Origin of the sequence: Pseudomonas sp. RL_5y_Pfl2_73, assembly GCF_963970515.1 — a bacterium.
In the GTDB taxonomy this organism is placed as follows: domain Bacteria; phylum Pseudomonadota; class Gammaproteobacteria; order Pseudomonadales; family Pseudomonadaceae; genus Aquipseudomonas.
Genome location: NZ_CAXAPD010000002.1, coordinates 140,818 through 153,605, shown reverse-complemented (window position 1 = coordinate 153,605; position 12,788 = coordinate 140,818). Strand labels below are relative to the sequence as shown.

General features: G+C 61.9%; 12 protein-coding genes. 8 read left to right on the top strand and 4 right to left on the bottom strand.

The features are described from left to right. The first annotated feature begins 126 nt into the window (after positions 1-126). Positions 127-399, top strand: a complete 273-nt coding sequence (locus tag AACY42_RS02465; RefSeq protein WP_339476078.1) for a DUF1145 domain-containing protein — start codon at positions 127-129, stop codon at positions 397-399. Next, positions 392-1,150: a collagen-like protein gene (locus AACY42_RS02460; protein WP_339476075.1), complete on the top strand. Its 759-nt coding sequence runs from the start codon at positions 392-394 to the stop codon at positions 1,148-1,150. The genes AACY42_RS02465 and AACY42_RS02460 overlap by 8 nt, the downstream gene beginning before the upstream one ends. A gap of 128 nt (positions 1,151-1,278) precedes the next feature. Here the strand turns inward: AACY42_RS02460 and AACY42_RS02455 are convergent, their stop codons facing one another. Continuing rightward, on the bottom strand, positions 1,279-1,743 hold the full coding sequence (locus AACY42_RS02455) for a CopD family protein (RefSeq protein WP_339476072.1): 465 nt from the start codon (positions 1,741-1,743) through the stop codon (positions 1,279-1,281). Between the two features lie 99 nt (positions 1,744-1,842). Between AACY42_RS02455 and dinG the strand changes: the two genes are divergently transcribed. From dinG to pdxH, 4 genes are all read left to right on the top strand, one after another. Next, entirely contained in the window at positions 1,843-3,987 is a 2,145-nt protein-coding gene (gene dinG / locus AACY42_RS02450) for an ATP-dependent DNA helicase DinG (protein ID WP_339476069.1), read from the top strand. A 292-nt stretch (positions 3,988-4,279) separates the two neighbouring features. After that, entirely contained in the window at positions 4,280-5,425 is a 1,146-nt protein-coding gene (locus tag AACY42_RS02445; RefSeq protein WP_339476068.1) for a serine hydrolase domain-containing protein, read from the top strand. Positions 5,426-5,542: 117 nt separating this feature from the next. Beyond that, entirely contained in the window at positions 5,543-6,667 is a 1,125-nt protein-coding gene (locus AACY42_RS02440) for an OmpA family protein (RefSeq protein ID WP_339476066.1), read from the top strand. A 24-nt stretch (positions 6,668-6,691) separates the two neighbouring features. Further along, positions 6,692-7,339 (top strand): pyridoxamine 5'-phosphate oxidase, encoded by a 648-nt coding sequence (gene pdxH, locus AACY42_RS02435; RefSeq protein WP_339476063.1) that lies wholly within the window; start codon positions 6,692-6,694, stop codon positions 7,337-7,339. Here the strand turns inward: pdxH and AACY42_RS02430 are convergent. Further along, on the bottom strand, positions 7,287-7,571 hold the full coding sequence (locus AACY42_RS02430) for a hypothetical protein (RefSeq protein ID WP_339476061.1): 285 nt from the start codon (positions 7,569-7,571) through the stop codon (positions 7,287-7,289). The two genes, pdxH and AACY42_RS02430, sit on opposite strands and share 53 nt — an antisense overlap. Before the next feature lie 170 nt (positions 7,572-7,741). Here AACY42_RS02430 and AACY42_RS02425 point away from each other — a divergent pair, with 170 nt between their 5' ends. Beyond that, positions 7,742-8,206: an outer membrane lipoprotein gene (locus tag AACY42_RS02425; RefSeq protein WP_024776354.1), complete on the top strand. Its 465-nt coding sequence runs from the start codon at positions 7,742-7,744 to the stop codon at positions 8,204-8,206. A gap of 252 nt (positions 8,207-8,458) precedes the next feature. Here AACY42_RS02425 and nhaA read toward each other — a convergent pair whose 3' ends face one another. Then, positions 8,459-9,646: a Na+/H+ antiporter NhaA gene (nhaA, locus tag AACY42_RS02420; protein WP_339476058.1), complete on the bottom strand. Its 1,188-nt coding sequence runs from the start codon at positions 9,644-9,646 to the stop codon at positions 8,459-8,461. A gap of 267 nt (positions 9,647-9,913) precedes the next feature. Between nhaA and AACY42_RS02415 the strand changes: the two genes are divergently transcribed. Continuing rightward, positions 9,914-11,008, top strand: a complete 1,095-nt coding sequence (locus AACY42_RS02415) for a PLP-dependent cysteine synthase family protein (RefSeq protein ID WP_339476056.1) — start codon at positions 9,914-9,916, stop codon at positions 11,006-11,008. 151 nt (positions 11,009-11,159) lie between these two features. Here AACY42_RS02415 and AACY42_RS02410 read toward each other — a convergent pair whose 3' ends face one another. Beyond that, positions 11,160-12,773 carry an NAD(P)/FAD-dependent oxidoreductase gene (locus tag AACY42_RS02410; protein WP_339476054.1) on the bottom strand — a complete coding sequence of 538 codons (1,614 nt, stop codon included), beginning with the start codon at positions 12,771-12,773 and terminating at the stop codon, positions 11,160-11,162. Between the last annotated feature and the right edge of the window lie 15 nt (positions 12,774-12,788).

Sequence of the window (12,788 nt, the reverse complement as noted above, 5' to 3'; positions counted from 1 at the left end):
GGTTCGTCGGGGAGGCGATCCGGGGGCCGGGGCTTGGGTTAGATTAAATTTGCCTGGCCCTCTGGCTTATCCTGCGTGCAAGCCGTTACTGTGCGCGCAAAGAATAATTCCCGATCAGGGGGGCGTATGAAGGTGTTTTGGGGGCTGGGGCGCTTGCTGACCTTGCTGTTCTGGCTGGTGCTGCTGGTCAATCTGGTCGTGCCGTTCGTCCATCCGCTGCATTTGTTGGTCAACGTCGCCGGCGCTTTTTTGCTGGCGCTCCATCTGCTGGAACTGCTGTTGTTCAGGGCCAGTTTCCGTGGCCGCCTCGCGCCTGGTAGTGATCGCCTCAGAGTGCTGCTGTTCGGTATCTTTCACTTGCAAACCCTCCCGACTGCGCCAGAGGCTTCCCATGCGTAAATTGTGTCTGCTCGCCGCACTCGTATGCCCATGGGCTTCGGCCCAGGTGGTCCAGGTCGAAAGCCATTCGTTGATGCGCCTGCCCAACACCACCAGCACCCTGGCCCTTGAACGATTGGATGTGGCTGACTACGGCACGCTGCTGGTGCCTTCCAATGTCACCGAACTGACCATCGACCAATTGCACCTGGGGCGTGAAGCACGGATCGCCATCGTGCCGGCTCAGCAGGTATTGCAAATGAAAGTGGCCCAGGCCGAGCTGGCCGAGGGCAGCCAGATCACTTCACGCGGCGCACGGGGTACTTACACCAAGGCCGCGCGGCCGGGGCGCGATCTCAATCTGCAGTTCAAGGTGTTGAATGCGCCGTTGTTGTCGGTGGACGCCCGTGGCGGCACTGGTGCGCCGGGTTACGTCGGCCTTGACGGTGCCAATGGCCAGGCGCCGGGTTGCACCTGGGGCTCGGCCGGTCGCGGGGCCGACGGCAGCAATGGCAGCGATGGCCAGCCGGGTGCGGCCGGTGCGCTGGTACGCCTAGCGCTGCCCCGCGCCTACCCTGCCGAACAGGTCAAGGTGACGGTGGACGGCGGTGCCGGCGGCGCGGCGGGGCCTGGCGGTAAACCTGGGGCGGGGGGCAAGGCCAAGGGCTGCCTGGTCTATACCGCTGACGGCGGCAAAAGCGGCCGTCCTGGTGCTGACGGTCAGCCTGGGCCCGCCGGAGCGGCGGGGACGGTGACGGTGCAGCGGTTCTGAACGTATGGCGAACATAATGTGTGCGGGCTTGCTCGCGAAGAGGGCGTGTCAGGTTAATCAGCATTGACTGACCCACTGCCTTGGCGAGCAAGCCCGCTCCCACAAGTTCTGTGTGATGCCGACGTTTTTCAGAACATCGGTCGCGCCGCGCCAATCGCCACCACCAGCAACCCGATCAACAGGTTGATCCCTACCAGCCTGCGAATCTTCCCCAGCACCGCCGCACCCACCGGCCAGTCCTGCGCCGTCACGGCATTACGCAATGCCGGCAGTTGCAGGCCCTGGATGCGGATAAACAGCGCTGTCATCACTACATACAACCCCATCATCACTTGCACATAACGCGGCGCGGTTTCGAAACCGGCGAAGCGCAGATGGATCAGGCCTATGCCGCTGATCGGCAAAAGCACCACCGCCACCCAGACCCAGACGAAAAAACGCTGAAACACTTCTACCCACAACTTGAGCCGGGCAGGGCCCTCAAGCGCCGTCATTGCGGCGGGGCGCAGGATCATCCAGGCGAAGAACATACCGCCGACCCAGATCAGGGCCGCCAGTAGATGCAGGGTGTAGATGAGGGCAAAGGGTGTCATTGGGTTACTCCGTTCTGCGCAGGATTCATTAGCGGGGTATGATAGCCGCCGATCCGAACCACTGAAAATTTATCCAGCGTTTTTAGCGCCCGACCATTCATGATCAGCACCGAACTCAAAACCACTATCCAGGGCGCCTATTCGCGTTTTCTCGAAGCCAAGAGCCTCAAGCCGCGATATGGCCAGCGCCTGATGATTGCCGAAGTGGCAAAAGTCCTGGGTGACATCGACACCGACGACGAAGGCCGACGCAGTGGCGAGCCCGCCGTCGTGGCAGTGGAGGCCGGTACGGGTACCGGCAAGACCGTGGCCTACAGTCTGGCGGCGATTCCCACCGCCAAGGCCGCCGGCAAACGCCTGGTGATCGCCACGGCCACCGTCGCCCTGCAGGAGCAGATCGTCTACAAGGACCTGCCCGACCTGATGCGCAACAGCGGGCTGAACTTCACATTCGCGCTGGCCAAGGGCCGTGGGCGCTACATGTGCCTGTCCAAGCTCGATATGTTGCTCCAGGAAGGCCACGCGCAGACCGCCACGGCCCAGTTGTTCGAAGAAGAAGGCTTCAAGATCGAAGTCGATGAGGCCAGCCAGAAGCTGTTCACCAGCATGATCGAGAAGCTGGCCGGCAATAAATGGGACGGCGACCGCGACAGCTGGTCCACGGCCCTGGAAGACGCCGACTGGTCCCGCCTGACGACCGACCATAGCCAGTGCACCAACCGGCATTGCCCGAACTTCGGCCAGTGTGCCTTCTACAAGGCCCGCGAAGGCATGGGCAAGGTCGATGTCATCGTCACCAACCACGACATGGTGCTGGCCGACCTGGCCCTGGGCGGTGGTGCGGTGCTGCCGGATCCGCGCGACACGATCTACGTGTTCGACGAAGGCCATCACCTGCCGGACAAGGCCATCGGCCATTTCGCCCATTACACCCGGCTGCGCTCCACCGCCGACTGGCTGGAAACCACCGCCAAGAACCTCACCAAACTGTTGGCCCAGCATCCATTGCCGGGTGACCTGGGCAAGTTCATCGAGCAAGTGCCGGAGCTGGCGCGGGAAATCAAGACGAACCAGCAGTTCATGTTCACCGCTTGCGAGCAAGTGGCCGACTTCAAGCCCGGCGAAGACGTCGAGGGCCGCGAGCGGCCACGCCACCGGTTTGTCGGCGGGGTGATTCCCGAGCACATGCGCGAAATGGGCATCGAACTCAAGAAAGGTTTCGCACGCCTGACCGACTTGTTCACGCGCCTGACCGAGCTGCTCAAGGAAGGCATGGATGGCGAGGTCAACATCGGAATCGCCAGCAACCAGGCCGAGGAGTGGTACCCGCTGTTTGGCAGCCTGTTGTCCCGCTCACAAGGCAACTGGGAACTGTGGACGGCCTTCACCGCCGAAGACCCGGAAGACAACCCGCCAATGGCGCGGTGGTTGACCCTGGCCGAAAGCGGTTCGCTGTTCGATATCGAGGTCAATGCCAGCCCGATCCTGGCGGCGGAAATGCTGCGTCGCAACCTGTGGAACGTGGCCTACGGCGCGCTGGTAACCTCCGCCACGTTGACCGCGCTGGGCACGTTCGACCGTTTTCGCATGCGCGCTGGCCTGCCGAAGAAAGCGGTGACCGCTGTGGTCCCGAGCCCCTTCCACCACGCTGACGCCGGCGTGCTGCGGGTGCCGGATCTCAAGGCCGACCCACGAGATGCCGCCGGCCATACTGCGGCGATCATCCGTGACCTGCCGGAACTGGTGGAGGGCTCACGGGGCACCCTGGTGCTGTTTTCCTCGCGCAAACAGATGCAGGACGTGTTCGACGGCCTTGACCGTGACTGGCGCAAGCAGGTGTTCATCCAGGGCAATCTGTCGAAGCAGGAGACCCTGAACAAGCACAAGGCGCGGGTCGACGGCGGCGATTCCAGCGTGCTGTTCGGCCTGGCGAGTTTTGCCGAAGGCGTGGACTTGCCGGGTGCCTATTGCGAGCACGTGGTGATCGCCAAGATTCCGTTCTCGGTCCCTGATGACCCGGTGGAGGCCGCGCTGGCTGAGTGGATCGAAGCCCGCGGTGGCAACCCGTTCATGGAAATCTCCGTACCGGACGCTTCGCTGAAGCTGGTCCAGGCGTGTGGCCGCTTGCTGCGCACCGAAGAAGACCGCGGCACCATCACCTTGCTCGACCGCAGGCTGGTAACCCAGCGCTACGGCAAGGCGATCCTCAACGCGCTGCCGCCGTTTCGGCGGGAGATTTCCTGATACGTGCAATGACTTGCCGTGGCGAGGGAGCTTGCTCCCGCTGGAGGCTGTAGGAGCTGGCGAAGCCTGCGATCTTTTGATTTTGATCTTTCGCTTGAGATTCAAGTGTCTGGGGAAAGATCGCAGCCTCGTTGCACTCGACAGCTCCTACGACGCAGTCCAGCGGGAGCACGCTCCCTCGCCACAAAGGCCGGCGCCAGTGCGGTCAGCCGTCTTTCAGCGGTTCCCAAAACCCTTAATGGCTGAAACAATACCAGCCACCTTAAAAGTGTTTGTTTCAAGGGAGTTACGGGTGCAGATTCAAGGCCATTATGAACTTCAGTTCGAGGCGGTGCGTGAAGCGTTCGCGGCGCTGTTCGATGATCCCCAGGAGCGCGGCGCGGCGTTGTGCATCCAGGTGGGTGGCCGCACGGTGATCGATCTGTGGGCCGGTACCGCCGACAAGGATGGCCATGAAGCCTGGCACAGCGACACCATCGCCAACCTGTTTTCCTGCACCAAGACCTTCACCGCCGTCACCGCCCTGCAACTGGTGGCCGAAGGCAAGTTGCAGCTGGATGCCCCGGTAGCCCGCTATTGGCCCGAGTTTGCCGCAGCCGGCAAGCAATCCATTACCCTGCGCCAGTTGCTCTGCCATCAGGCCGGGCTGCCGGCGCTAAGTGAATTGCTGCCGCCCGAAGCGCTTTATGACTGGCAAACCATGGTCGATGCCCTAGCCGCCGAAACACCTTGGTGGACGCCGGGCGAGGGCCACGGTTATGCCGCGATCACCTATGGCTGGCTGATCGGCGAGCTGCTGCGCAGGGCCGATGGGCGTGGCCCGGGTGAGTCCATCGTGGCTCGCGTTGCCAAGCCGTTGGGCCTGGATTTTCATGTTGGTCTGGCCGACGAGGAGTTTCATCGTGTGGCCCACATCGCCCGTGGCAAAGGGAACGTCGGCGATGCCGCGGCCCAACGCCTGTTGCAGGTGACGATGCGCGAACCCACGGCCATGACCACCCGGGCCTTCACCAACCCGCCGTCGATCATGACCAGCACCAACAAACCGGAGTGGCGGCGCATGCAGCAACCGGCGGCCAATGGCCACGGCAACGCCCGCAGCCTGGCCGGGTTCTATGCGGGGCTGCTGGACGGCAGCCTGTTGGAAGGTGAAATGCTCGACGAACTGACTCGCCAGCACAGCTTTGGCGAGGACAAGACTTTGTTGACCCAGACCCGTTTCGGCCTGGGTTGCATGCTCGACCAGCCGGATGTGCCGAATGCGACCTTCGGCCTCGGCCCACGGGCGTTCGGTCATCCAGGGGCCGGGGGCTCCACGGGGTTTGCCGACCCGGAGCATGATGTGGCTTTTGGCTTCGTGACCAACACGCTCGGACCTTATGTATTGATGGATCCGCGTGCGCAGAACCTTGCGAGGGTACTAGCCACTTGTCTATAAAACGCCATTGAAGGCGGCGGGCACCGGAACCTCGTGGCCTTTCCAGTTTCCAAACGACTGTTTATGCGGCCAAAACATGGCCTTGTTTTTTCATTTAGATCATTTTGTGGATATCCAATGTCATCGAATAAAACCCTCGCTCTGGCGCTGTGTTTCGCTATCACCGGTTGCGCACAAACCCCACAAAATGATGCCGAGGGCGGCGGTAGCTGGTGGTCGTTCGGTTCTTCCGACAAGGTGGTGGCCAAGGAAACGGCGCCAGCGGCGCCTCTGAAAACGGCCGCCGTCGCACCGCAAGCCAAGGCGCAGAGCGCTACCCACGGGTGGTGGCCGTTCTCTTCCGATGATGCGGCCGATGTTGCGAAGAAAGATGCCGCCAAGTCCCAAGACAAGCCTGATGCCAAGGCGCCGACCGTTGCCAAGGCCAAGGCCAAGGCCGAAGCCGAAAGCAACGGCAAGTGGTGGTGGCCGTTTGGTGGCAAGGATCAGGAAACCGCCAAAGCGGTGCCGATGCCTGATCCGAAAGTCACCCAGGCCTGGCTCGACGACTACGAGCCAAAGTTGCGCAAGGCTGTCCAGGACAGCAAGCTCGAACTGTCGCGCCGCGACAACGTGTTGGTGGTCACCGCACCGGTGGACGGCTCCTTCAACCCGGACCGCCCAGCCATGCTGCTGCCCGTGATCCTAGGGCCGTTCACCCGGGTGGCGAAGATCCTTGAAGCCGACCCCAAGGCCGCCGTACTGATCCTCGGTCACGCCGATACCTCGGGTGCCGCACCTGCGAACCTGAAGCTCAGCCAGGAGCGTGCCCAGTCCGTGGCGGCGATTTTCCGTCTCAGCGGTCTGCAACGTGATCGCCTGATGCTGCGCGGCATGGGCGCAGTGGCGCCACGTGCGGCCAATGACAGTGTGCAAGGGCGTGCCTTGAACCGTCGCGTGGAACTGCTGGTCACACCGGCCAACACCATGGTTGCGCTGCTGAGCAAATACAACATGCCGGCCCCTGCGCCAGTGAGGCTGGTGGCGGTCCAGGACGTGAAGCCCGTGGCCCAGGCTCCAGCACCTGCGGCAAAAAAAGCCGTGACCCCAACCAGCAAAAAAGCACCGGCCAAGAAAGCCGTGGCCAAGGCGCCTGCCAAGAAAGCTCCAGCCAAGGCCACTACCCCTGCGAAGAAAACCCAACCGGCCAAAGCCACCACCGGTGCCAAGAAAGTCGCGGCCGCCGGCACCCCCAAGCAGTGATGGGCTAACCACAAGGAACGCGCCATGACCCAACCGCTGGCAGATATGCGCCGCGACTACACCCGCGATGGCTTGACCGAGGCACAAGCCCCGGCCGAGCCGTTTGCACTGTTCCACCAATGGTTTGCCGACGCGGTGAAAACCGAGCAGGTCCCGGTGGAGGCCAACGCCATGACCCTGGCAACGGTGGATGCTCAAGGGCGCCCGCACTGCCGAATCCTGCTGCTCAAGGGCCTGGACACCCTGGGCTTCACGTTCTTCACCAACTACGACAGTGCCAAGGGCCAGCAACTGGCCGCGAATCCATTCGCGGCCATGACGTTTTTCTGGCCAGCCCTGGAGCGTCAGGTGCGCATCGAGGGCAAAGTGGTGAAGGTCACCGCGCAGGAGTCGGACGCCTATTATCAGGTTCGCCCGCTAGGTAGCCGTCTCGGCGCCTGGGCTTCACCCCAGAGCCGGGTAATTGCAGGGCGTGGTGAGCTGGACGACCTGCTCAAGGCCACCGAGCAACGTTTCAGTGACAGCCAACCGCATTGCCCGGAACATTGGGGTGGTTATCGTTTGCTGCCCGAGCGCATCGAGTTCTGGCAGGGTCGTCCGAGCCGCCTGCACGATCGCCTCAACTACCGCCTGCAGGGGGCGAACTGGACGTGCGAGCGTCTGGCGCCTTAGCTTCGGGGTAACCTGCCGCAGCGGTTTTAAGCCATTGCGGCAAGTCCCGGCGCTTGACCCCTTGCTCCCGGGCGCGGGTCAATTGTTGCAGCATGTAGGTCTTCTTCTGCTCATCCTGCCCCGCCAGGGACAGCGCCAGGTCGCGGTCCATCCAGTGTTTGATTCGTACGTACAGCCACCAGTGGAAGTACAAACCGGCCACGGTGACCGCGACGATGATGAAATAATCCATGAAAGATCCCCGGGTTGATGACGCAGGTTTCGGAAATTGGCGCTACTGTTTGGTGAATTTTTCGGGTGCACCTGTATCCCACCTGTATGAAAACAATTTTATCCCGGCGAGGCCGTGACAGGCGTCAAGCTGCGGAGTTTAATGAATCCCTGTCTTCTGGAGTTGATGCTATGCGTAAGTCTGTTTTGCTGGTTGCTTCCTTTTCCACGATGGCGATGTTGCTCACTGGTTGTCAGTCGAGCCTGACCGGTGACTCCTACTCCCGTGACGAAGCGCGTCGCGTGCAGACGATTCGCATGGGGACCATCGAATCCTTGCGTCCGGTCAAGATCGAAGGCACCAAGACCCCGATCGGCGGTGCAGCCGGTGCGGTGGTGGGTGGTGTCGGCGGCAGTGCCATCGGTGGTGGCCGTGGCAGCATTGTCGCTGCTGTGATCGGCGCGGTAGCTGGTGGCCTGATTGGTTCTGCTACTGAAGAAGGTCTGACCCGTACCCAGGGCGTGGAAATCACCGTTCGTGAAGATGACGGTAGCATGCGTGCCTATGTGCAGCAGGTTCAGGAGAACGAGGTGTTCCGTGTGGGTGAGCGGGTTCGTATTTCCACTGTGGGTGGTACGAGTCGCGTATCGCACTAAGCTTGGTTAGGTAAGAGAAAAAACGGCGCTTGTTCCTGAATGGGAACGCGCCGTTTTTTATGGCTTCGTTTCGGGGGACGGGGTGTATATCCGTTTTTTGCGTAACGGCGGCTTATGGTTCCGCTCTTACAGCGGGTCACTTTTGAAAAGCCCGGAAGCCGGCCCAGTCGAAAGTGACCCGCTGTAAGAGCGGAACCCTAAGCAGCCGTTACCGCAGCAACGGATATGCACACCCCTCCTGGCAGCCAGGAGTCAGCCAGGCAATGCAGGCTGCTTGCGACTGGCCGCCGCCGTCACCGCATAACCGAGCAACGCCGCCAGGATCGAACCAGTGAGAATCCCCATCCGGTCCATACCGGCGTAGTCACTCACACCCGGCTCGAACGCCAGGGACCCAACGAACAGGCTCATGGTGAACCCGATACCGCACAGGATCGCCACCCCCAGTATCTGGCCCCAGTTGGCGCCTAGGGGCAGGCTGGCGATGCCGATTTTCACGGCCAGCCAGGTCAGGCCGAAGACGCCGACGGTCTTGCCCAGCAACAGGCCAATGGCAATGCCCATTGGCACATGATGGGTGAAGCTTTCGACGGTGACGCCGCTCAGGGATAGGCCTGCGTTGGCGAAGGCGAACAGCGGCAGGATGCCATAGGCCACCCAGGGATGCAGCGCATGTTCCAGACTCAGCAGCGGCGAAGTCTCGGCGTTTTTCGTGCGCAGCGGGATGCAGAACGCCAGGGTCACCCCGGCTAGGGTGGCATGGACACCGCTCTTGAGCACGCAGACCCACAGAATCAAGCCGACAAGCATGTAGGGCCCTAGCTTGACCACGCCCATCCGATTCAACGCCACCAGCGTGGCGATGCAGGTTGCCGCCAGTATGAGCGACAGGGTGGACAGGGCGCCGGAGTAAAAGATCGCGATGATGATAATGGCGCCCAGGTCGTCGATGATCGCCAGGGTCATCAGGAACAGCTTGAGCGACACCGGTACCCGCTTGCCGAGCAAGGCCAGCACGCCGAGGGCGAACGCGATGTCGGTGGCCGTCGGAATAGCCCAGCCGGAGAGGGCGGGGGGATTGTCGCGGTTGAGGAACCAGTAGATCAGCGCCGGCACCACCATGCCGCCAATCGCCGCCGCACCCGGCAAGACGATTTGCGACGGTTTCGACAGTTGCCCGCCGAGGACCTCTCGCTTGACTTCGAGGCCGATGAGCAGGAAGAACATCGCCATCAGGCCGTCGTTGATCCACAGCAACAAGGGCTTGGCGATCTTCAACGCGCCGACCTGGGCGACCACCGGGGTGTCCAGCAGGCCGTTATACAGCCAGGACAGCGGCGAATTATTGATGGCCAGGGCCAGCAGGGCGGCGGCGATCAGCAGTAGGCCACTGGCAGCCTCCAGTTGGAAAAAACGGGTCAGAGAATTGCGTAGAGCCACGATCGCTCTCCATTCATTGAATCAAAAAGATGGCACACCCTAACTCGTACTGTTAGTTGTTAAAACAAAAGTTATATTCTTTTTTGTTATATATCGTTACAACGCCTGCTCCACGCAGTCGGGCAGTTATGGGCCATATTGGACCTTAGCTGTACCTGTGCGCGATGTCGGTTTTTTCCTAAGCTTGCGACTGGTTTTCCGAGACCAAGTTGCACCTGCATGACCATCAGGTTTCCCCGCGTCGAACCGAGCCAGTGAGAAAACACCATGAATGACCATCGCCAGTGGGTGCGCGAAGCGATCCGCATCATCGAGGCTGACTTCCAGCGCAGCGCCGATACCCACCTGATTCCGCTGCCGCTGCCTGGCCTGCCGGGCATCGAACTGTATTTCAAGGATGAGTCCAGCCATCCCACCGGCAGCCTCAAGCACCGACTGGCTCGTTCGCTGTTTCTCTACGCGTTGTGTAACGGTTGGCTCAAGCCCGGTGCGCCGGTGATCGAGGCTTCCAGCGGCTCGACGGCGATTTCCGAGGCTTATTTCGCCAGGTTGCTGGGCTTGCCGTTCATTGCAGTGATGCCGGCGACCACCTCCCGGGAAAAAATCGCACAGATCGCTTTCTATGGCGGCCAGAGTCATCTGGTGGACGATCCCACGCAGATATACGCCGAGTCCGAACGCCTGGCCCACGAGCATGATGGGCATTTCATCGACCAATTCACCTATGCCGAGCGCGCCACGGACTGGCGGGCCAACAACAATATTGCCGAGTCGATCTTCCAGCAGATGCGCTTCGAGCGGCACCCGGAGCCGAGCTGGTTGATTTCAAGCCCCGGCACTGGCGGCACCACCGCCACCCTGGGGCGCTACGTGCGTTATCGCCAGCACGGTACCCGCGTGCTGTGTGCTGACGCCGAGCGTTCGGTGTTCTTCGACTATTACCGCAGCGGCGATGCCAGCCTGCGCCTGGATTGCGGTTCACGCATCGAAGGCATCGGCCGGCCACGGGTCGAAGCGTCGTTCTTGCCGAAAGTCATCGATGCGATGGTCAAGGTCCCGGACGCCTTGTCATTGGCGGCCATGCATTACCTGGCCCTACGCTTGGGACGACGGGTCGGCGGGTCCACCGGTACCAATCTGATCGGCGCACTCATGGCGGCCCGGCAGATGGTGGATGCGGGAGAGTCGGGGTCGATCGTGGCGATTTTGTGTGATGGTGGTGAGCGCTACGCCACGACCTATTACGACCCAGCGTGGCTCAAGGCCCAGGGGTATGAGCTGAGTGGGCTGATGGACATCGTGGCGGCGTGTGTGGAACGGGGCGAGGCGCTGCCGGAGAGTGTGTTGCGGGCCAATATCTGACCCCGAAGACACTGAGGTTTTTTGTGGGAGCGGGCTTGTGTGGGAGCTGGCTTGCCCGCGATAGCATCACCTCGGTTCACCTGATAGACCGAGTTGCTTGCATCGCGGGCAAGCCCAGCTCCCACAAAGGCTCTCCCACAGTGGGGAGGTGTCAGGCCTCGAGGCCGAGGATATCCCGCGCCACCGCCTCGGCAATCCGGATCCCGTCCACGCCCGCCGACAGGATCCCGCCAGCATAACCGGCGCCTTCTCCGGCCGGGAACAGGCCCTTGACGTTCAGGCTCTGCAGCGATTCGTTGCGGGTAATGCGCAGGGGCGATGAGGTGCGGGTTTCGATGCCGGTCAGCACGGCGTCGTGCAGCGAGTAACCGCGAATCTGTTTCTCGAACGCCGGCAAGGCTTCGCGGATGGCTTCGATGGCGAAATCCGGCAGAGCCAGGGCCAAGTCACCCAGGGACACCCCTGGCTTGTAGGACGGTTCGACGCTGCCCAGTGCTGTAGACGGCTTGCCAGCGATGAAATCACCCACCAGTTGCGCCGGGGCCTCGTAATTGCTGCCGCCGAGTACGTAAGCGTGGGATTCCAGGCGCTCCTGCAACTCGATCCCGGCCAGCGGGCCACCCGGATAATCCACTTCCGGGGTAATGCCGACGACGATGCCGGAGTTGGCGTTACGCTCGTTGCGCGAATACTGGCTCATGCCGTTGGTCACGACGCGGTTCGGCTCGGACGTCGCGGCCACCACGGTGCCGCCCGGGCACATGCAGAAGCTGTACACCGAACGACCATTCTTGGCGTGGTGCACCAGCTTGTAGTCGGCGGCCCCAAGTTTCGGGTGGCCGGCATACTTGCCCAGGCGCGCGCTGTCGATCAGCGATTGCGGGTGTTCGATACGGAAACCCACCGAGAACGGCTTGGCTTCCATGTACACGCCGTGGCTGTGGAGCATGCGGAAGGTGTCCCGGGCACTGTGGCCCAGAGCCAGGATCACATGTTTCGAATGAATCTGTTCGCCGCTGGCCAGTTCGACGCCGAGCAGTTGGCCGTCCTCGATCAGCACATCGGTGACCCGCTGCTGGAAGCGCACTTCGCCGCCCAGGGCGCGAATTTGCTCACGCATGGTTTCCACCACACCTGTCAGACGGAACGTGCCGATGTGCGGCTTGCTGACATAGAGGATTTCTTCCGGCGCACCGGCCTTGACGAATTCGTGCAGAACCTTGCGACCAAGGAATTTCGGATCCTTGATCTGGCTGTAGAGCTTGCCGTCGGAAAACGTCCCGGCGCCGCCTTCACCAAATTGCACGTTGGATTCGGGGTTGAGCACGCTTTTGCGCCACAGGCCCCAGGTGTCCTTGGTGCGCTGGCGCACTTGCGGGCCACGCTCGAGGATGATCGGCTTGAAGCCCATCTGCGCCAGCAATAGGGCGGCGAAGATCCCGCACGGGCCGAAGCCGACCACGATCGGCCGCTCGCTCAGGTCAGCCGGTGCCTGGCCCACCACTTTATAGCTGACATCCGGCGCCTCGTTGACGTTACGGTCATCGGCGAACTTGCGCAGCAGGCTGGCTTCGTCGCGTACCGTCAGATCGATGGTGTAGATGAAGCACAGTTCGGAGGATTTCTTGCGCGCGTCGTAGCTGCGCTTGAACAAGGTGAAGTCGAGCAGGTCATCGCTGGCGATGCCCAGGCGCTGCACGATGGCGGGGCGCAGGTCTTCTTCTGGGTGGTCGATCGGCAGCTTGAGTTCGGTGATTCGTAACATGGTGGGATCCGGTTC